This window comes from Cellulosimicrobium sp. ES-005 (assembly GCF_040448685.1).
GTDB classification, from domain to species: Bacteria; Actinomycetota; Actinomycetes; order Actinomycetales; family Cellulomonadaceae; genus Cellulosimicrobium; species Cellulosimicrobium cellulans_G.
Genome location: NZ_CP159290.1, coordinates 2,555,415 through 2,573,512 on the forward strand (window position 1 = coordinate 2,555,415; position 18,098 = coordinate 2,573,512).

Consider the following 18,098-nt stretch of genomic DNA (forward strand, 5'->3'; position numbering starts at 1 on the left):
TCAGGCCAGGTGCCCGACGGCGGCGCTCGCCGCCACGACCACGGCACCGCTCGTGACGAGGCGCGTCACGGCCTCGATGTCGGGCGACAGGTAACGGTCCGGTCCGGGACCGTCGACGACGGTCCGCACGAGGTCTCGCACGGCACCGGTCCCCCGCGCGGGGTGCAGCGACCCGCCGCCGCAGCGGAGGTCGAGCGCGCGCGTCGCGGTGAGCAGCTCGATCGCCAGGACGCGGCCCAGCCCGTCGACGGCGCGGCGGAGCGTGCGCGCCCCCGCCCAGCCCATGGACACGTGGTCCTCCTGCATGGCCGACGACGGGATCGAGTCGACGCTCGACGGCACCGCGAGCCGCTTGAGCTCCGAGACGATCCCCGCCGCCGTGTACTGCGCGATCATCAGGCCGGAGTCGACGCCCGGGTCGTCGGCGAGGAACGGCGGCAGACCCTCGTTGCGGGCCTTGTCGAGGAACCGGTCGGTGCGGCGCTCGCTCATGCTCGCGACGTCGGCCGCGACGATCGCGAGGAAGTCGAGCACGTACGCGACCGGCGCGCCGTGGAAGTTCCCGTTCGACTCGACGCGCCCGTCCACGGTGACGACCGGGTTGTCGATCGCCGCCGCGAGCTCCCGGCGCGCGACGGCGGCCGCGTGGTCGAGCGTGTCGCGTGCGGCGCCGTGCACCTGGGGCGCGCACCGCAGCGAGTACGCGTCCTGCACCCGGGTGCACTCGGGCCTGCCGTCGGCGTCGAGCGTGCGGTGGCTCGCCACGACGGGCGAACCGTCGAGCAGCGCGCGCAGGTTCGCGGCCGACGCCGCCTGGCCGGGGTGCGGTCGCATCGCCACGAGGTCGGCCGCGAACGGGGCATCCGAGCCGAGCAGCGCCTCGACGCTCGCCGCCGCCGCGACGTCGGCCGTCGTGAGCAGGGACCGCAGGTCGTGCAGCGCGAGCGCGAGCATGCCGAGCATGCCGTCCGTGCCGTTGATGAGCGCGAGGCCCTCCTTCTCGCGCAGCGCGAGCGGCGCGATCCCGGCCGCGGCGAGCGCGTCGGCAGCGGGCACGAGGGCCCCTGTCGCGTCCCGGACCTCGCCCTCGCCGAGCGCGGCGAGCGCCACGTGCGCGAGCGGTGCGAGGTCGCCCGAGCAGCCGAGCGAGCCGAACTCCCGCACCACCGGGGTGATCCCGGCGTCGAGCATCGCGGCATACGTCTGCGCGACGACGGGGCGCGCCCCGGTCCGCCCGGTCGCCAGGGTCGCGAGCCGCAGGAGCTGCAGCGCCCGCACGACCTCGCGCTCGACCTCCGGCCCCGACCCTGCGGCGTGGGAGCGCACCAGGCTGAGCTGGAGCTGCGCGCGCCGCTCGACGGGGATGTGCCGCCGCGCGAGCGCACCGAACCCGGTCGACACGCCGTAGTGCGGGCGGTCGTCGTCCGCGAGCCCCTCCACGACGGCGCGGCTCGCCGCCATCGCCTCGACCGCCGCGTCCGCGAGCCGGACGCGCGCGCCGTGCCGCGCGACGTCGACCACGTCGTCGATCGTCAGCGGGCCGTCGCCCACGACGACCACGCGCGCGGCGCGGGCCGGGTCGGGAGCGAGGCCCGCCGTCGGGCCTGCCGTGAGGGCCGCCGTCGGGCCGGGCCCGACGGAGCCGGGCGCGCCCGCGCCGGAGCGGTCGGGGACGGCCGGGGAGTGCGTCGTCGCTGCCATGCCCCCAGCACACACCGCGCCCCGGCGCCCCGCGGGCCCGTCACGACAGGTTCCGTCTGGGATCCCAGACTCACCGCCAGGAGCCGACCACGCCCCCACCCGCCGTCGAGCACGACATGGGGGTCGTTATCGCGCGGATGACGACCCCCATGTCGTGTTCGGCGGGTCAGGCTCCGACGTAGGCCGCGAGGTGCTCGGCCGTGAGGGTGGACCTCGCCGCAACGAGGGCGGCCGGGGTGCCCTCGAAGACGACGCGGCCGCCGTCGTGGCCGGCGCCCGGGCCGAGGTCGATGATCCAGTCCGCGTGCGCCATGACCGCCTGGTGGTGCTCGATGACGATGACCGACTTGCCCGAGTCGACGATCCGGTCGAGCAGGCCGAGGAGGTTCTGCACGTCGGCGAGGTGCAGGCCCGTCGTCGGCTCGTCGAGGACGATGACGCCGCCCTTGTCGCCCAGGTGCGTCGCGAGCTTGAGGCGCTGACGCTCGCCGCCGGACAGCGTCGTGAGCGGCTGGCCGAGGCTCACGTACCCGAGGCCGACGTCGTCGAGCCGCTCGAGGATCGCCTTCGCCGCCGGGACCTTGGCCTCGCCGGACGAGAAGAACTCGCGGGCCTTCGCGACCGGGAGGTCGAGCACGTCGGCGATGTTGAGCCCGCCCAGCGTGTAGTCGAGCACCGCGGCCTGGAAGCGGCGCCCGCCGCAGTCCTCGCAGGGGGTCGAGACGGTCTCCATGAAGCCGAGCTCGGTGTAGATCACGCCCGCGCCCTTGCACTCGGGGCACGCGCCCTCGGAGTTCGCGCTGAACAGGGCGGGCTTGACGCCGTTGGCCTTCGCGAACGCCTTGCGGATCGGCTCCAGGAGCCCGGTGTACGTCGCGGGGTTGCTGCGGCGCGAGCCCTTGACCGCGCTCTGGTCGATGGTCACGACGCCCTCGCGCCGCGACACCGACCCCTCGACGAGCGAGCTCTTGCCCGACCCGGCCACCCCGGTCAGGACGACGAGCACCCCGAGCGGGATGTCGACGTCCACGTCCTGCAGGTTGTGCGCGTCCGCGCCACGGATCTCCAGCGCGCCCGACGGCGAGCGCACCTCGTCCTTGAGCGTCGCCCGGTCGTCGAGGTGGCGGCCGGTCACGGTGTCGCTCGCGCGCAGCCCCTCGACCGTGCCCTCGAACGTCACGTGCCCGCCGGCCGTGCCCGCGCCCGGGCCGAGGTCGACGACGTGGTCGGCGATGACGATCGTCTCGGGCTTGTGCTCGACGACGAGGACCGTGTTGCCCTTGTCGCGCAGCTGCAGCAGGAGGCCGTTCATGCGGTCGATGTCGTGCGGGTGCAGGCCGATGGTCGGCTCGTCGAAGACGTAGGTGACGTCGGTGAGCGACGACCCGAGGTGGCGCAGCATCTTGATGCGCTGCGACTCGCCCCCGGACAGCGTCCCTGAGGGGCGGTCGAGGCTGAGGTAGCCCAGCCCGAGCTCGACGAACGACGCGAGGTTGTCGCCGAGCGCGTCGACGACGGGGGCCATGTTCGGGTCGTCGAGGTCCCTGATCCAGGCCGCGAGGTCGGTGATCTGCATCGCGCACAGCTCGGCGATGTTCACGCCGCGGATCTTCGACGAGCGCGCCGACTCCGACAGGCGCGTGCCGCCGCAGTCGGGGCACGGCGCGAACGTCGCCGCGCGCTCGACGAACGCCCGGACGTGCGGCTGGAGCGAGTCGACGTCCTTGGAGAACATCGACTTCTGGATCTTGGGGATCAGGCCCTCGTAGGTGACGTTGATCCCCATCGCCTTGATCTTGGTGGGCTCCTTGTAGAGGAAGTCCTGCATCTGCTGGTCGGTGAACTCGCGGATGGGCCGGTCTCCCGGGAAGAACCCCGACTCGGCGAACCCGCGCACCATCCACCCGTCGGCGGTGTATCCCGGGACCTTGATCGCGCCGTCGCGCAGCGACTTGGAGTCGTCGAAGATCTCCGTGAGGTCGAGGTCGGAGACCGAGCCGCGCCCCTCGCACCGCGGGCACATGCCGCCGTGGTAGATCGCGTTGCGCACGATCGTCTTCTCGCCCGTGGCCGACGTCATGATGCCGCTCGCCTTGCGCGCGGGGACGTTGAAGGAGAACGCGGGCGGCGGGCCGATCTGCGGCTCCCCGAACCGGCTGAACAGGACCCGCAGGATCGCGTTCGCGTCGGTCACCGTCCCGACCGTGGAGCGCGGGTTCGCGCCGAGGCGCTCCTGGTCGACGACGATCGCCGTCGTGAGGCCCTCGAGCACGTCGACGTCGGGACGGTCCAGCGTCGGCATGAAGCCCTGCAGGAACGCCGGGTACGTCTCGTTGATGAGGCGCTGCGACTCGGCCGCGACCGTGTCGAACACGAGCGAGCTCTTGCCGGACCCCGAGACTCCCGTGAACACCGTGAGGCGCCGCTTGGGGATCTCGACGCTCACGTCCTGCAGGTTGTTCGACCGTGCCCCCTGGACCCGGATGACGTCGTGCCCGTCCGCGCCCCGCGGAGCCGCGGTCTGCGTTCCCGTCGTCGTTGCCGTGCTCATCGTGTCTCCTCGTCGTCGAGCCTCGTCGCGCGGCCACCGCCGATCCGGTCGACCGGCCGGTCGACGGCGCCGACCGTCCGACCTCGGCAGCCCCGTGAAAGTCTGCCCGAGAACCGGTCGGTCCGGCGCGCGTCCTGCCGCGCCGCGCGACCGTCCGGTGCCGGGCGCGCGGCCGTCCCTGTCAGGACCGGCCACGCGGGCGCCGCTCATCGCGGCGTGAGCCGCACGAGCGGGTACTGCCGCTCGGCCTTGCTCTGGTACCGCGCGATGCGCGGCTGCTCCGTCGCGACGCGCCGCCACGCCCGCTCCCGGTCCGCGCCCGCGAGCTCGTGCGGCACCGCGGGGACGGGCGCCCTGCCGGGCAGCTCGATCGCGACGTCGCCGGGGTGGGCCACGAGGTTCGCGTGCCAGTCCGGGTTGCGGCTGCCGCCTCCCGAGGCGACCACGAGGACGGCGTCGCCCTCGTCCGGCAGCCACATGAGCGGCGTCTCGCGCGGCGCCCCGCTGCGGCGGCCCACGGTGTGCAGCACGAGGACGTCCATGCCCATGAACGTGGCCTTGCCGCCCCGGACCTTGCGGACGAGCCGCGCGTTCGAGCGGCGCTGCATCCAGCGCGAGAACCGTCCCGGCGTGCCCGGGGCGCGCCCCGCGCCGTTCGTCGTGCGTCCTTCGGTGCTCATCGTCGTCTCCTTCGTCCTCGTGGTCGGCCCCGCCCGTCGGGCCGGTCCGTGGTGCGTCGTGGTGCTGCGTCGTCGGTGCTGCGTCGCCCCCGGGGGGTGGCCCGGGGCCGACGGCGGTCCTCACCGCTCGTCGAGCACCTCGCCGTCGAGCGCCTCGTGGTCCGTCGTGAGGCCGAGCGTCGCCCCGACGAGCGGGACGTCGCGCGCGGCCTGGGCCGCGGTCTGCATCGCGGCGGCCGAGTCCCAGCGCCAGATGTCGAGGTACGTCCCGTCCTCGAGCCGGACGAGCGTGGCGGCGGTGAACGCGGGGTTCGCCGCCCGCAGCCCCTGGATGAGCGCGCTGCGCTGCTCGAGCATCTGGGCCAGCCGGCCCGTCTCCACCGTGTACCGGTGCGTCCTGACGACGGCCATGGTCGTCTCCTCTCCGTCCCGCCCGGCGCCTCTCGCCGCGCCCTTCCAGGCTCGGGCCGCACGCGCGGGCGAACAACGGCCGATCCGGCAACGGTGGTTGCGCCCGGGGTTAACGAACGCGACGATCGTCGGGTGGAGCTGCGCGACATCGAGATCTTCCTGACGCTCGCCGAGGAGCTGCACTTCGGGCGCACTGCGGAGCGCCTGCACGTGTCCGCGCCCCGGGTGAGCCAGGCGATCGCCAAGCAGGAGCGCCGCATCGGCGCCCCGCTCTTCGAGCGGACCAGCCGGCGCGTCGCGCTCACGCCCCTCGGGGAACAGCTCCGGGCCGACCTCGAGGCCGGGTACCGCCGCATCCTCGAGGGCGTCGAGTCCGCCGCGAGCACCGCTCGGGCCGCGCGCGAGACCCTGACGTTCGGCGTCATGGGACCCCTGTGGCAGGAGATCGCCCCCGTCACGGCGCTGTTCCGCGCCCGCAACCCGCACGTCGACCTGCGCATGCGCGAGGTCCGCCTCGACGAGCCCTTCCGCCTCCTGCGCGACGGCGAGGTCGACGTCGCGCTCCTGTGGCTCCCCGTCGAGGAGAAGGACCTCGCGGTCGGCCCGGTGACCTTCACCGAGCCGATCGTGCTCGCCGTCGGGCGGACGCACCCGCTCGCCACGCGCTCGTCGGTGTCCGTCGCCGAGCTGGCCGACGAGAACGTCCTGCCCTCCGGGCTGCCCGTCCCCGACTACTGGGAGGACGCCGTCAGCCCCGTCCCCCGCAGCGAGCCCGACCGCGGCGGCACCACCCCGACGCGCGAGGAGGTGCTGTGGCGGGTCATGTCCGGCGACGGCGTCGCGGTCGCGTGCGCCCAGGGCATCCGCTACCTCGAGCGCTCCGACGTCGCCTACGTGCCGCTCGACGAGCAGCCCGTGCTGCGCTGGGGCCTCGTCCGGCGCGCCGGTCCGATCCCGCCGCTGGTCGCGGAGTTCTCCCAGGTCGCGGCTGAGCTCGGTCCGCTCGCGCTCTCGCTCGACCTCGCGGCTGCGGGGTCGAGCGGCCGGGTCTGACGACCCTCAGCGGCGCTGCTGGATGCGGATCTCGTTGCCCGCCGGGTCCCGGAACGCGCAGTCGCGCACGCCGTAGGGCTGGTCGATCGGCTCCTGCACGACCTCCGCCCCCGCGGCCTCGATGCGCGCGAACGTCTCGTCGACGTCGGTCGTCGCGAGGTTCACCCCGAAGTAGGCGCCCTTCGCGACGATCTCCAGGAGCGCGCGCTTGTCGTCGTCGCTGAGGCCCGGCGTCGCGGCCGGCGGGTGCAGCACGATGGCGGTGTCCGGCTGGTCGGCCGGGCCCACGGTGATCCACCGCATCCCCTCGTAGCCGACGTCGTTGCGGATCTCGAAGCCGAGGACGTCGCGGTAGAAGGCCAGCGACGCGTCGGGGTCGGTCTGGGGCAGGAAGCTGGAGTTGATGGTGAGGTTCATGGGATCGACGCTAGGCGCGTCACCCGGCCCGCGCTTCTCGATTCCTGACCGGTCGCGTGACGCGGCGCGCGACGCACGCCGGCATCCCGTCGAGCCGCTCCGCGCCGGGGACGGCGGCGCTCCCGTCCGGCAGCGCCTCGACGGCGTCGGTCGCGGTGCCGGCCCCGCGCGACGCGCCCGCCGCGGCCGTCCGGGACTCCACGGGCGCGGGAGACGCGGCGTCGGCCTCCGCCGCGCGGCGCCGGTAGACGCTCGGCGGCACGCCCACGAGCTCCGTGAACCGCGTGCTGAAGGTCCCCAGCGACGAGCACCCGACGGCGAAGCACACGTCCGTGACGCTCAGGTCGCCGCGGCGCAGCAGCGCCTTCGCCCGCTCGATGCGTCGCGTCATGAGGTACGCGTACACCGACTCCCCGTACGCGGCCTTGAACTCGCGGCTCAGGTGCCCGGCCGAGACGTGCACACCGGCCGCGAGCGCCGCGACGTCGAGCGGCTGCGCGTACTCGCGGTCGATCCGGTCCCGCACGCGCCGCAGCCGCGCGAGGTCGCGCAGGCGCTGGTCGTCGGGCACGGTCGTCACGCCTCGATCGTGCCACGGCCCTACCGTGGTCCTCATGCCGAGCGACGTGCCCGCCGCGCGCCAGGCCGTCCGCGTGCTCACCTACCTCGCCGCGCAGGCCGGCCCGTCGCCCGCGGCCGCCGTCGCGCAGGGCCTCGGGCTCCCCCGGTCGACCGTGTACCACCTGCTGTCCGTCCTCGTGGACGAGGGGTTCGTGACGCACCTCCCCGAGGAGCACCGGTACGGGCTCGGGACGGCGTCGCTCGCGCTCGGCTCCGCGTACGCGCGCCAGGCACCGCTCGCCCGGCTCGCGCGGCCCGTCGTCGCGCGCCTCGTCGAGTCCACGGGCGAGAGCGCCCACCTCGCCGTCCTCAACGGGCGCGAGGTGCTCTACCTCGTCGAGCAGCGCGCGCCGCGCCGCCCCACGCTCGTGACCGACGTCGACGTCCGTCTCCCCGCCCACCTCACCGCGAGCGGGCGCGCCGTCCTCGCCGGGCTGCCCGCCGCCCAGGTGCGCGCCCTCTTCCCCAGCGCCGCCGCGTTCGCCGACCGGACCGGCGTCGGGCCGCAGACCCTCGGCGCGCTGCGCGAGGTCCTGCGCGGCGTCCGCCGGCGCGGCTGGGCCGAGGAGGACGGCGAGGTCACCCCCGGCCTCGCGTCCGTCGCCCACGCGGCGGTGGACCACACCGGCCTCCCCGTCGCCGGCATCGCCCTCACGTTCTGGGCCGACGACGCCCCACCCGCCCGCCGTGCCGAGCTCGCCGCCGCCGTCGGACGCGCCGCCACCGAGGTCAGCCGCCGCCTCGGCGCCCGCGCCACCTCGACCCGCCCGTCCGGCCCGACCGCCCCGAGGTAGAGCCCGGTCTGCCGAGCTAGAGCTCTGGTCTTCTTCTCGCTGAACCAGGGCTCTACCTCGCGGGACCAGGGCTCTACCTCGCGAGGGGACGCCGACGACGTTGCGCACGGCCGACGTCCCGACTAGATTTTTCGGTATGCCGAACTTTTTCACGCGGAGGTCCGCAGGTCGTGCTGCCGCAGCCGTCGCGGTCCTCGCCGCAGCGACGCTGAGCGGCTGCTCGAGCGCCACGGACGCGGGGTCGGCCCCGCCCGACGACGGCCGGCCCGTCGTGCTCACGACGTTCACCGTGCTCGCGGACATGGCGCAGAACGTGGCGGGCGACCACCTGCGCGTCGAGTCGATCACGAAGGTCGGCGCGGAGATCCACGGCTACGAGCCGACGCCCGGCGACGTCCGCAAGGCCGCGGACGCCGACCTGATCCTCGACAACGGCATGGGGCTCGAGGCGTGGTTCGGGCGGTTCGTCGACGGGCTGGACGTGCCGCACGTCGTCGTCAGCGAGGGCGTCGAGCCCATCGCGCTGGGCGACGACACCGCCGAGGAGTACCAGGGCAAGGAGAACCCGCACGCCTGGATGTCGCCCGTGAACGCGCAGGTCTACGTGCAGAACATGGCCGACGCGTTCGCGGAGCTCGACCCGGCCCACGCCGACGACTACGCGGCGAACGCCGCGGCCTACTCCGCCGAGCTCGCCGCCGTGCACGACGAGCTCACGACCGCGCTCGACACGCTGCCCGAGGGCCACCGCGCGCTCGTCACGTGCGAGGGCGCGTTCCCCTACCTCGCGCGCGACGCCGGGCTGGCGGAGAAGTACCTGTGGGCGGTCAACGCCGAGCAGCAGGCGACGCCGCAGTCGGTCGTCGGCGCCATCGAGTTCGTCGAGCAGCACGACGTCCCGGCCGTGTTCTGCGAGTCCACCGTCTCCGACGACGCGATGCAGCAGGTCGCGCGCGAGTCCGGCGCGGCCTTCGGCGGGACGCTCTACGTCGACTCCCTCTCCGCGCCCGACGGCCCCGTGCCGACCTATCTCGACCTCCTGCGCCACGACACCGAGACCATCGTCGCGGGCCTCACCGGCACCACCGCGGGCGTTGACGCGTGACCGCGGGCGGGCAGACGCCGTCGGGCACGCCCGCGATCGACGTGCGCGACCTCACCGTCCACTACGACGACGTCCTCGCGCTCGACGGCGCGACCCTCGCCCTGGGGTCCGCGCACGGGCCGGGGACGGTGTGCGGGCTCGTGGGCATGAACGGCTCGGGCAAGTCGACGTTGTTCAAGGCGGTCATGGGCATGGTCCGCCCGGACCGCGGCACGGTCCTGGTCGACGGCGCACCCCCGGCCCGCGCCCGGCGCGCCCAGGCCGTGGGGTACGTGCCGCAGAGCGAGGACGTCGACTGGGCGTTCCCGCTGAGCGTGCGCGACGTCGTCATGACGGGCCGCTACGGCTACCAGGGCTTCACGCGGCGCACGCGGCCCGCGGACCGGGAGGCGGTCGAGCACGCGCTCGCGCGCGTCGAGCTCACCGACCTGGCCGACCGGCAGATCGGCGCGCTCTCGGGCGGGCAGCGCAAGCGCGCGTTCGTGGCCCGGGGGCTCGCGCAGGGCGCGACGATCCTCCTGCTCGACGAGCCGTTCGCCGGTGTGGACAAGCGCACGGAGGCGACCATCACCACGCTGCTGCGCGAGCTCGCGGCCGACGGGGCGACCGTCCTCGTCTCGACCCACGACCTGCACGCGCTGCCCGAGCTCGCGGACGAGGCCGTGCTGCTCCAGCAGCGGGTCCTGCTGCACTCGACGCCCGCGGAGGTCCTGCGGCCCGAGAACCTCGCGCTCGCGTTCGGCGTGGAGGTGGCCCCGTGACCGACCTCCTCGCCACCCTCCTGGAGCCCCTGTCGTTCGAGTTCCTGCGCACCGCGCTCGCCGTCACGGTGACCGCCGGGATCGTGTGCGGCGTCCTGTCGTGCTGGCTCGTGCTCGTGGGCTGGTCCCTCATGGGCGACGCCGTCTCGCACGCCGTGCTGCCCGGCGTCGTGCTCGCCTACGTGGTGGGCGCGCCGTTCGCGCTCGGCGCGCTCGTCTTCGGGCTGCTCGCGGTGCTGCTCATCGGCGCGGTGCGCGACACGTCCCGCGTCAAGGAGGACGCCGCGATCGGGGTCGTGTTCACGACGCTGTTCGCGCTCGGCCTCGTCCTCATCTCCGTGACGCCGAGCCAGACGGACCTCAACCACATCCTCTTCGGCAACCTGCTCGGGGTGTCGCGCGCGGACCTGCTCCAGGTGCTCGCGCTCGGCGCGGTGACGCTCGCGGTCGTCGTGCTCAAGCGGCGCGACCTCACGCTCTACGCGTTCGACCCCACGCACGCGCACGCGATCGGGCTGTCCCCGCGACGGCTCGGCGCGCTGCTGCTCGGCCTGCTCGCGCTGACCGTCGTCGTCGCGCTCCAGGCGGTCGGCGTCGTGCTCGTGGTCGCGCTGCTCATCACGCCCGGCGCGACGGCCTACCTCCTCACCGACCGGTTCTCGCGGATGCTGTGGATCTCGCCGCTCGTGGCGGCCGTGTGCGGGGTCGTCGGCATCTACGTGAGCTACTACCTCGACACGGCCTCGGGTGGCACGGTCGTCGTCGCGCTGGGCGTCGCGTTCGCCCTCGCCTACCTGTTCAGCCCGCGCCACGGACTGATCGGGACGCGAGCGGCCGCCGCCCGGCGCCGCCGCCTCGTCCGGGTCTGACCTCGCGCTCGGCGCACCCCGCGCCGTTCCGGACGTGTCGCCCACGTGCGCTGTGTGCGAAATCTCCATGAATTCGCCCACGATTCCCTGGCTCTTCTCAGGTTCGACCGGGAGACTAGGTGCCATGTCAGCGAGGACGAGCGAGCCCACGACGCCGCAGCGCACGCGCACGTCAGCCCGGTTCGCCGCGGCGAGCCTGCTCGCGCTGGCCATGATGCTCCCGATGTGCGCCTCGGCGAACGCCGCGGAGGTCCAGCAGCTCATCGCGGACGCGCAGGTGCAGACCGAGACCATCGGCGACGACCTCGACCGGGTCCACGCCCAGCTCCCCGCCCTGCACCCCGTCCTCCGCAACGACGTGCTCGACGCCGTCGAGTCGGTCCAGGCCGCGACGGACGAGGCCCGCTCCGCGCTCGACCGCGCGACCGACGGCGACGAGGCCGCGGACGGCCGGGCCGCCGTCGCGCTGGCCGACGCGCAGGTCGCCCTCGACGCGGCGTCTGCGCAGCTGCGCCACGTGACGGACCTCGCGCACGACGCGGGCGAGGGCGTCGCCGTCGCGCTCGAGCGGCTGCAGGCCCACATCGACGTGCTCCGCGGCGAGACGAGCCGCGCCGGGGTCTGACCCGCCTCCCGTCCCCTCGCGAGATCGACCCGCACGGACGAGATCGACCCTCGGTGGGTCGATCACGTGACGGTGGGGTCGATCTCGGGGTGCCGACCGCCGCCGCGCGGTCCGTCGCGCGGCTTCCTACGATGGCGGGATGCCGCGCGTCACCGGGATCGTCAAGCCGCACGAGGCGTTCCCCGGGGTCGCCCGGCTCGACCGCGCGGTCAACGACTGGACCAACCGCCGCGCGCTCGGCCCCCGCGCCGACGCCGCGCTCTCGCGGCTGTCCGCCGCGGCCGACCACAGCGTCCTGTGGGCCGGGGCGGCCCTGGGCATCGCCGCGACGGGCCGGCGCGGGCGCGAGGCGGCGCTGCGCGGCTACGGCTCGCTGCTCGTCTCGAGCCTCCTGGCCAACGTCGTCGGCAAGACCGTGTTCGGCGGCGAGCGACCCTCGCTCGAGCCGCTGCCGCTGTGGCGACGGCTCGCCGACCCGCCGACGTCGCCGTCGTTCCCCTCCGGCCACTCGGCGTCGGCGGCGGCGTTCGTCACGGGCGTCGCCACCGTGTGGCCCACGCTGGGCCTCGCCCTCGCGCCGCTCGCGGGCGCGGTGACGTACTCGCGCCTCCACACCGGCTCGCACTGGTTCTCCGACGTCGCCGCGGGCGCCGCGCTCGGAGCCGGGGTCGCCCTCGTCGGCCGGGCGCTCGTCCCCGACCGAGCCGAGCGTGGCCCCGACGTGCCCGCGGGACCGCCCGCCGTCGTCCCTGCGCTCGACGACGGGGTGGGGCTGTTCGTCGTCGTGAACCCGGCGGCGGGGTCGGGTCGTCTGCTCAAGGAGGACCCGCTCGTGGCGCTGCGCGAGGGCCTGCCCCGCGCCGAGGTGCACGTGCTCGGCGAGGGCGACGACCTCCGGCGCGTCTTCGACGACGCCGCCGGCAGGGGCGTCCGGGCGCTCGGCATCAGCGGCGGCGACGGCACCGTCTCCACGGCCGCGGCGGCGGCCCGCGCGCACGACCTCCCCCTCGCCGTCTTCCCCGGGGGCACGCTGAACCACTTCGCCCGGGCCGCCGACCTCACCTCGATGAGCGCGACGGCGGCCGCCGTCCGCACAGGATCCGGCGTGACGATCGATGTCGCGGACCTCGAGGTCGACGGGCAGGACGGACCGCCACGGACCGTGCTCAACACCTTCTCGGCGGGCGTCTACCCGGAGCTCGTCACGGAGCGCGAGAAGCACGAGCACCGTCTGGGCAAGTGGCCGGCGGCAGTCCTGGCCGCGGCACGGGTCCTGCGGCGGGCCCACCGTGTGCGGATGGAGGTGGACGGGCACGAGGGCGAGTACTGGTCGCTCTTCGCGGGGGTCAACCGCTACTTCCCGCAGAGCCTCGCCCCGGTCGAACGGCGCCGGCTCGACGACGGGGTGCTGGACGTCCGCACCGCCCGCGCCGAGCGACGCGCGAGCCGGCTGCGCACGTTCCTCGAGGTCGCGGCGGGCGACACGGGGACGCGCCTCGCGCGGCGGGTGCCCGGTGTGCGTCGGCACCTCGTGGTCGACGCGACGACCGTCCCGGCGCTCGAGCTCCGGTTCCCCGCCCGGGGCGCGGTCGTCGGCCCGGGCAGGTCCGCGCCCGACGACGGGACCTCGCCCACGGCCGCCGGGTCGCCGCCCGTCGTGCTCGCGCACGACGGCGAGACGCTCGCGCTCGACGCGGTCGCGGACGCCGAGCCGGTGACCGTCCGTCTCACCATGCGGCCCGGCGCGGTGCGCCTCTACGCGCCGAGCGACCCGACCGCCGGGTAGCGCGCCTGATCCGTACTATTTGTCTGCCTTTCACGGACATCGGGGAGAACTCCCCCTGTTCAGACACACACGACATGGCCCACAATGAGCCCCGCACCCGCGGACGGCCCGTCCGCGCATCCTCAGGACCTGGCCTCGACGGCCCACCCAGAAAGCAGAACAACCATGGCCCAGCAGTACCCCGCCGCCCCCCAGGCCCCCGCCGGCTACGCCGCCCCGATCGAGGACCCGGGCAAGACCCTCGGCATCGTGGGCTTCGTGCTCGCGTTCGTCTTCGCCATCGCGGGCATCGTCGTCAGCGCGATCGCGCGCAAGAAGAGCAAGGAGGCGGGCTTCGACAACCAGCTCGCCAAGTGGGGCCTCATCCTCAGCATCATCTTCACGGTGCTCGGCGCCATCGGGACGATCATCTACATCGTCGCGATCGCCGCGCTCGTCGCGAACGGCGCCGTGACCTCGACGTACTGACGTCGCCGCGCCGCTGCCGGCGCACCGTCCGACGGCCGTCGTCCCACCCGGGGCGGCGGCCGTCGTCGTGATCCGCGCGCCCACGGACTGCTCCGGGCCCGTCCACCCGGCACGCTGCCCGGTCGCGGAAGATCCCACGGCCGGGCACCGTTGAGACGGCGCACGACCGCGCCGCCGGTGAGAGCACCGGTCCGCCGACGGTCGACCGACCGCAGGAGCAGACGATGACCGACACGACTCCCCCGACCCCCACCGGACCCGAGAGCACCACCGCCGGACCGCCGTCGGACCCCACGACGGTCGAGCTCGGCCTCGACACGTTCGGCGACGTGACCGCCGGTCCCGACGGCGCGCTGCTCAGCGGGGCGCGCACGATCCGCGACGTCGTCGAGGAGGCGGTCCTCGCGGACGAGGTCGGGGTCGACTTCTTCGGCGTGGGCGAGCACCACCGCGCGGACTTCGCGATCAGCGCACCGGAGGTCGTGCTCGCCGGCATCGCGACCCGGACCTCGCGGATCCGGCTCGGGTCCGCGGTGACCGTGCTCAGCTCCGACGACCCGGTGCGCGTCTTCGAGCGCTTCTCGACGCTCGACGCGCTCTCCGGCGGACGCGCGGAGGTGATCCTGGGGCGCGGGTCGTTCATCGAGTCGTTCCCGCTGTTCGGCTACGACCTCGCGGACTACGAGGTGCTGTTCGAGGAGAAGCTCGACCTGTTCGTCCACCTGCTCGACGAGGGCCCCGTCACGTGGTCGGGCACGACGCGCGCCGGGCTCGCCGACCAGGAGGTCTGGCCCAAGACGGAGAGCGGCCGGCTGCGGACCTGGGTCGGCGTGGGCGGGTCGCCCGAGTCGGTCGTGCGGACCGCACGGCACGGCCTGGGCCTCATGCTCGCGATCATCGGTGGCGAGCCCGAGCGGTTCCGCCCGTACGTGGACCTCTACCACCGCGCCGTCGAGGAGCTCGGCAACCCGGTGCTGCCGGTCGGCGTGCACTCGCCCGGCCACGTCGCCGACACCGACGAGCAGGCGCAGGAGGAGGTCTACGAGCACTTCGCGGCGATGAACAACCGGATCGGCCGCGAGCGCGGCTGGCCCGCCTACCACCGCGGACGCTTCGCCCACGACGTGCGCGACGGCTCGCTCTACGTCGGCTCGCCCGAGACGGTCGCGCGCAAGATCGCCCGCACCGTCCGCCTCCTGGGCGCGGGCCGGTTCGACCTCAAGTACTCGACCGGCACGCTGCCGCACGCGACGATGCTCCGCAGCATCGAGCTCTACGGCACCCAGGTCATCCCGCGCGTCCGCGAGCTCCTCGCAGACTCCTGAGCCGCCCGCCCCGGCCCCCAACCCCGCGCCGAACACGACATGAGGGTCGTTATCCGGTCGAAAGCGTCCTCCATGTCGTGTTCGACGGCGGGCGGGTCGGCGGGGTCGGCGGGTCAGCCGGTGGCGGCTGCGCGGAGGGCGGCGGCCTCGAGGTCCGGCGGGAGGCCGACGGCGGGGCGGTCCGCGCGCTGCGGCGTCGCCTCGCCCGCGACGTCGAGTTCGCGGAGCCACGCCCAGGTGTCGCGCACGGTCTCGCGCACGTCCCGGGGGTGGAGCCCGAGGGCGTACGCGCGCGAGGTGTCGGAGCCGTGGAGCGCGTCGTGCAGCTCGCCCGGTGGGAGCCACACCGGGAGCTGGCTCCACGGCTCGATGCCTGCCGCGAGCACGGCCTCCGGCTCGACCCACACGAGCTCGGCGGGCGGGTTCCCGGCCGCCGCCGCGTCGTCCGCCGTCGCCTCGACGCACGCCGCGAGCAGCTCGCCCGTCGTCGTGTGGCCCGGTGCGCTGACGACGTCGACCGGTCCCGACGCGCCCGCGAGCGCCGCATCCAGCGCGAACGCCGCGAGGTCGCGCGCGTCGACGTACTGCAGCGGCAGGTCCTCCGGACCGGGCGCGAGCACGGGCCCGCCCCGCGCGACGCGCCGGAGCCACCACGGCAGCCGCCCGACGTTCTCGCGCGGGCCGAGGATCAGCCCCGCGCGCAGCAGGACCGCCCGGTCGCGGAGCGCGTCGACGGCGGCGATCTCCGCCCCCCGCTTCGCGCGGGCGTAGTCGTCGTGGCTCGTGTCGTCCGGGTCGCCGTCGACGACCGACGCCGTCTCGTCGGCTCCGCGGGGCGTCGGGAACGGGTACACCGAGCGCGACGACACGTAGACGTACCGGCTGTCGCCGGGGATCCTGCCGGCGAGCAGCCGCGCGGCGTCGCGGACCGCCGCGGGGGCCCACGACCACGTGTCCACCACGACGTCCCACGTCTGCGGGACGTCGCCGGCCCGCAGCGCATCCAGGCCGTCCGCCCGGGTGCGGTCCCCCACGAGCTGTCGGACGCCGTCGGGCACGGGCGTGCTGCCGCGGTTGAGGACGGTCACGTCCCAGCCGCGGGCGAGCGCGTCGTCGACGACGGCACGTCCCACGAAGTCGGAGCCGCCGAGGACCAGGAGTCGGGTCATGGACCCACTCTGGTGTGTCGTCGACTCGCCCGCAGGCGGTTTCGCCGCGGGCAGACGGCCGGAGGCACGCGCGCTCGGACAGATCCTTCTCGACCTGGGTCCCCGCCTGGCCCACCTGGCCAGGTATCCTGGCCATGACGCCCGACACCAAGGAGGCACCGTGCAGGTCAACGTGCTCGAGGCCAAGAACAACCTCTCCCAGCTCGTGAACCGCGCCGCGGCCGGAGAGGACGTGGTCATCGCCCGCCGCGGCGTCCCGCTGGTCCGGCTCGTGCCGGTCCGCGCGGACCTCGCGCACGGCACGGGCGCGGCGATCGTCGAGTGGCTCGACGACCATCCGCCGTCCACGCGCTCGATCCGCCCCGCGGAGCAGGTCGACGCCGGGATCGAGGCCGAGCGCGAGGGCTGGGAGTGATCTACCTCGACTCGTGTCTCGTGATCTACCTGGTCGAGGACGCGGAGCGCGGGTCCCACGTCCGCGGGCTGCTCGCCCGGCACGGCGAGGAGGAGTTCGCGATCAGCCCGCTGGTCCGGCTCGAGTGCCTCGTCGGGCCGCTCCGGTCCGGGGACGTCGAGCTCGAGGACCGGTACCGCGCGGCACTCGGGCTGTTCGCCGAGGTGCCGCTCGACGCGACCGTCTTCGAGCGTGCCACGCGTCTCCGCGCCACCTCGTCGCTCCGCACGCCTGACGCACTCCACCTCGCCGTCGCGCAGGTGCACGGGTGCACCGCCCTGTGGACGAACGACGCGCGGCTCGCCGTCGCCGGGCGCGGGCTCGCCGTGGACGTGCTACGCGGCGCCTGACCCGGACCCAGGTGCGCTCGCGCACCGGCCGACGCTCAGTCGGGGTCGGTCGGGTCCAGGGGTGCGTCGGGGTCGAGGTTGACGACGCCGCGGCGCCAGTAGCCGTGCACCTCGACCTGGTCGGGCCGCGCCCCCGTCCGTCGTAGGTCGCGACGCACCGGGACGAGGTCGGTCGCCTCTCCGGCGCCGAACACGTACTCGTCGGCGTCGAGCGGGCCGATCGCCCGCACGGCCTCGGCGAGCTGGCCGGGACCGTCCGTGCGGTAGAGGATCTCGAGCGTCGCTCGACCGAGCTCGTCCTCGACGAACGCCTCGTCCACGTCGTCGCCGATCTCGACGATCGCCGTCACCGGCACGTCCGTCCCGACGGCGTCGACCCACCGGGCGAGCGCGGGCAGCCCCGTCTCGTCCCCGACGAGCAGCAGCCGGGCGACGCCGTCGGGCACGCCGCGGCTCGTCGTCGGGCCCGCGAGCACGACCTCGTCGCCGACGTCGGCGCCCGCAGCCCAGGCCGACGCCGGACCACCCTCGCCGGTGGGCGGCACGCCCGGGGCGTCGCCGCCGTGCAGCACCCAGTCGACGTCGACCTCCGCGACCCCGTCGACCGTCCGCGTCGCCCGCACGGTCAGCTCGCGCGAGATCGACACGACGCCGGTCGGGCGCTGGAGCGCGCCGTCCGCCGTCAGGGTCGGGGCGTGCAGCACTCCGCTCGCCGGGTCGGGCAGGAAGACCTTGACGTGGTCGTCCGGGCCCGGGGCGCGCAGCGTCGCGAGCGACACCGCGCGCGAGCCGCCGGCGCCGGTCCCGGCCGCCCGTCCGCCGCCGTCCATAGCCGGGACGGCGTCGCGGAACGTGATGCGCCGCAGCGCGCCGGACATCTCCCGGACGGCGTGCACCCGGACGCGGCGCGGGACGAGGTCGAGGCGGGTCACAGGTCGGTCGAACACCGCCCCATTCT

At 74.8% G+C, this 18,098-nt stretch carries 18 protein-coding genes and 1 pseudogene; 11 read left to right on the forward strand and 8 right to left on the reverse strand.

Annotated elements, in window-relative coordinates; translation table 11 throughout:
- The 4 genes from hutH to ABRQ22_RS11225 all read right to left on the reverse strand — a co-directional run bounded on the left by hutH (position 1) and on the right by ABRQ22_RS11225 (position 5,343).
- Complete coding sequence (gene hutH, locus ABRQ22_RS11210) at positions 1-1,701, reverse strand: histidine ammonia-lyase (RefSeq protein ID WP_353706784.1); 1,701 nt, start codon at positions 1,699-1,701, stop codon at positions 1-3.
- Positions 1,702-1,867: 166 nt separating this feature from the next.
- Positions 1,868-4,252, reverse strand: a complete 2,385-nt coding sequence (locus tag ABRQ22_RS11215) for an excinuclease ABC subunit UvrA (RefSeq protein WP_353706785.1) — start codon at positions 4,250-4,252, stop codon at positions 1,868-1,870.
- A 206-nt stretch (positions 4,253-4,458) separates the two neighbouring features.
- Positions 4,459-4,932, reverse strand: coding sequence for a nitroreductase family deazaflavin-dependent oxidoreductase (locus tag ABRQ22_RS11220; protein WP_253054680.1), 474 nt, complete (start codon positions 4,930-4,932; stop codon positions 4,459-4,461).
- Positions 4,933-5,052: 120 nt separating this feature from the next.
- A complete protein-coding gene (locus ABRQ22_RS11225; protein WP_205205596.1) occupies positions 5,053-5,343 on the reverse strand; it encodes a hypothetical protein in 291 nt (96 codons plus the stop codon).
- 132 nt (positions 5,344-5,475) lie between these two features.
- On the opposite strand from ABRQ22_RS11225, the gene ABRQ22_RS11230 reads away from it, so the two are divergent.
- Positions 5,476-6,396, forward strand: coding sequence for a LysR family transcriptional regulator (locus tag ABRQ22_RS11230; RefSeq protein WP_353706786.1), 921 nt, complete (start codon positions 5,476-5,478; stop codon positions 6,394-6,396).
- A 6-nt stretch (positions 6,397-6,402) separates the two neighbouring features.
- On the opposite strand, the gene ABRQ22_RS11235 is transcribed toward ABRQ22_RS11230, so the two are convergent.
- Both ABRQ22_RS11235 and ABRQ22_RS11240 read right to left on the reverse strand, forming a co-directional pair.
- Positions 6,403-6,813, reverse strand: a complete 411-nt coding sequence (locus ABRQ22_RS11235; RefSeq protein ID WP_253054684.1) for a VOC family protein — start codon at positions 6,811-6,813, stop codon at positions 6,403-6,405.
- A 229-nt stretch (positions 6,814-7,042) separates the two neighbouring features.
- Positions 7,043-7,429, reverse strand: a pseudogene (locus tag ABRQ22_RS11240) (helix-turn-helix transcriptional regulator); the annotation flags it as partial.
- Between ABRQ22_RS11240 and ABRQ22_RS11245 the strand changes: the two are divergent.
- The 8 genes from ABRQ22_RS11245 to ABRQ22_RS11280 all read left to right on the forward strand — a co-directional run bounded on the left by ABRQ22_RS11245 (position 7,428) and on the right by ABRQ22_RS11280 (position 15,167).
- Positions 7,428-8,228, forward strand: coding sequence for an IclR family transcriptional regulator (locus tag ABRQ22_RS11245; protein WP_353706787.1), 801 nt, complete (start codon positions 7,428-7,430; stop codon positions 8,226-8,228). The pseudogene ABRQ22_RS11240 and the gene ABRQ22_RS11245 sit on opposite strands and share 2 nt — an antisense overlap.
- A gap of 136 nt (positions 8,229-8,364) precedes the next feature.
- Complete coding sequence (locus tag ABRQ22_RS11250) at positions 8,365-9,333, forward strand: metal ABC transporter substrate-binding protein (protein ID WP_353706788.1); 969 nt, start codon at positions 8,365-8,367, stop codon at positions 9,331-9,333.
- A complete protein-coding gene (locus ABRQ22_RS11255; RefSeq protein ID WP_353706789.1) occupies positions 9,330-10,094 on the forward strand; it encodes a metal ABC transporter ATP-binding protein in 765 nt (254 codons plus the stop codon). The genes ABRQ22_RS11250 and ABRQ22_RS11255 overlap by 4 nt, the downstream gene beginning before the upstream one ends.
- Positions 10,091-10,963, forward strand: a complete 873-nt coding sequence (locus ABRQ22_RS11260; protein WP_353706790.1) for a metal ABC transporter permease — start codon at positions 10,091-10,093, stop codon at positions 10,961-10,963. Before ABRQ22_RS11255 ends, ABRQ22_RS11260 begins: the two co-directional genes overlap by 4 nt.
- A gap of 124 nt (positions 10,964-11,087) precedes the next feature.
- The gene (locus ABRQ22_RS11265) at positions 11,088-11,588 is read left to right on the forward strand and encodes a hypothetical protein (protein ID WP_253054694.1); all 501 of its coding nucleotides are present in this window, start codon (positions 11,088-11,090) and stop codon (positions 11,586-11,588) included.
- Between the two features lie 139 nt (positions 11,589-11,727).
- Positions 11,728-13,374 carry a phosphatase PAP2 family protein gene (locus tag ABRQ22_RS11270; RefSeq protein WP_353706791.1) on the forward strand — a complete coding sequence of 549 codons (1,647 nt, stop codon included), beginning with the start codon at positions 11,728-11,730 and terminating at the stop codon, positions 13,372-13,374.
- A gap of 165 nt (positions 13,375-13,539) precedes the next feature.
- Entirely contained in the window at positions 13,540-13,842 is a 303-nt protein-coding gene (locus ABRQ22_RS11275) for a hypothetical protein (protein ID WP_204538222.1), read from the forward strand.
- A 224-nt stretch (positions 13,843-14,066) separates the two neighbouring features.
- Entirely contained in the window at positions 14,067-15,167 is a 1,101-nt protein-coding gene (locus ABRQ22_RS11280; RefSeq protein WP_253054698.1) for an LLM class flavin-dependent oxidoreductase, read from the forward strand.
- Between the two features lie 113 nt (positions 15,168-15,280).
- Here ABRQ22_RS11280 and ABRQ22_RS11285 read toward each other — a convergent pair whose 3' ends face one another.
- Positions 15,281-16,336, reverse strand: a complete 1,056-nt coding sequence (locus ABRQ22_RS11285) for an NAD-dependent epimerase/dehydratase family protein (RefSeq protein WP_353706792.1) — start codon at positions 16,334-16,336, stop codon at positions 15,281-15,283.
- Positions 16,337-16,496: 160 nt separating this feature from the next.
- Here ABRQ22_RS11285 and ABRQ22_RS11290 point away from each other — a divergent pair, with 160 nt between their 5' ends.
- Positions 16,497-16,751 carry a type II toxin-antitoxin system prevent-host-death family antitoxin gene (locus tag ABRQ22_RS11290; RefSeq protein WP_253054702.1) on the forward strand — a complete coding sequence of 85 codons (255 nt, stop codon included), beginning with the start codon at positions 16,497-16,499 and terminating at the stop codon, positions 16,749-16,751.
- The gene (locus tag ABRQ22_RS11295; RefSeq protein ID WP_353706793.1) at positions 16,748-17,140 is read left to right on the forward strand and encodes a type II toxin-antitoxin system VapC family toxin; all 393 of its coding nucleotides are present in this window, start codon (positions 16,748-16,750) and stop codon (positions 17,138-17,140) included. Before ABRQ22_RS11290 ends, ABRQ22_RS11295 begins: the two co-directional genes overlap by 4 nt.
- 35 nt (positions 17,141-17,175) lie before the next feature.
- On the opposite strand, the gene ABRQ22_RS11300 is transcribed toward ABRQ22_RS11295, so the two are convergent.
- Positions 17,176-18,087, reverse strand: coding sequence for a siderophore-interacting protein (locus tag ABRQ22_RS11300; RefSeq protein WP_353706794.1), 912 nt, complete (start codon positions 18,085-18,087; stop codon positions 17,176-17,178).
- Positions 18,088-18,098 lie beyond the last annotated feature (11 nt).

Excerpts from the sequence above, each read along its gene's own strand:
- hutH (WP_353706784.1), bottom strand. The coding sequence starts at position 1,701 with ATGGCAGCGACGACGCACTCCCCGGCCGTCCCCGACCGCTCCGGCGCG.
- ABRQ22_RS11215 (WP_353706785.1), bottom strand. The coding sequence starts at position 4,252 with ATGAGCACGGCAACGACGACGGGAACGCAGACCGCGGCTCCGCGGGGC.
- ABRQ22_RS11220 (WP_253054680.1), bottom strand. The coding sequence starts at position 4,932 with ATGAGCACCGAAGGACGCACGACGAACGGCGCGGGGCGCGCCCCGGGC.
- ABRQ22_RS11225 (WP_205205596.1), bottom strand. The coding sequence starts at position 5,343 with ATGGCCGTCGTCAGGACGCACCGGTACACGGTGGAGACGGGCCGGCTG.
- ABRQ22_RS11235 (WP_253054684.1), bottom strand. The coding sequence starts at position 6,813 with ATGAACCTCACCATCAACTCCAGCTTCCTGCCCCAGACCGACCCCGAC.
- ABRQ22_RS11245 (WP_353706787.1), top strand. The coding sequence starts at position 7,428 with ATGCCGAGCGACGTGCCCGCCGCGCGCCAGGCCGTCCGCGTGCTCACC.
- ABRQ22_RS11250 (WP_353706788.1), top strand. The coding sequence starts at position 8,365 with ATGCCGAACTTTTTCACGCGGAGGTCCGCAGGTCGTGCTGCCGCAGCC.
- ABRQ22_RS11265 (WP_253054694.1), top strand. The coding sequence starts at position 11,088 with ATGTCAGCGAGGACGAGCGAGCCCACGACGCCGCAGCGCACGCGCACG.
- ABRQ22_RS11270 (WP_353706791.1), top strand. The coding sequence starts at position 11,728 with ATGCCGCGCGTCACCGGGATCGTCAAGCCGCACGAGGCGTTCCCCGGG.
- ABRQ22_RS11275 (WP_204538222.1), top strand. The coding sequence starts at position 13,540 with ATGGCCCAGCAGTACCCCGCCGCCCCCCAGGCCCCCGCCGGCTACGCC.
- ABRQ22_RS11280 (WP_253054698.1), top strand. The coding sequence starts at position 14,067 with ATGACCGACACGACTCCCCCGACCCCCACCGGACCCGAGAGCACCACC.
- ABRQ22_RS11285 (WP_353706792.1), bottom strand. The coding sequence starts at position 16,336 with ATGACCCGACTCCTGGTCCTCGGCGGCTCCGACTTCGTGGGACGTGCC.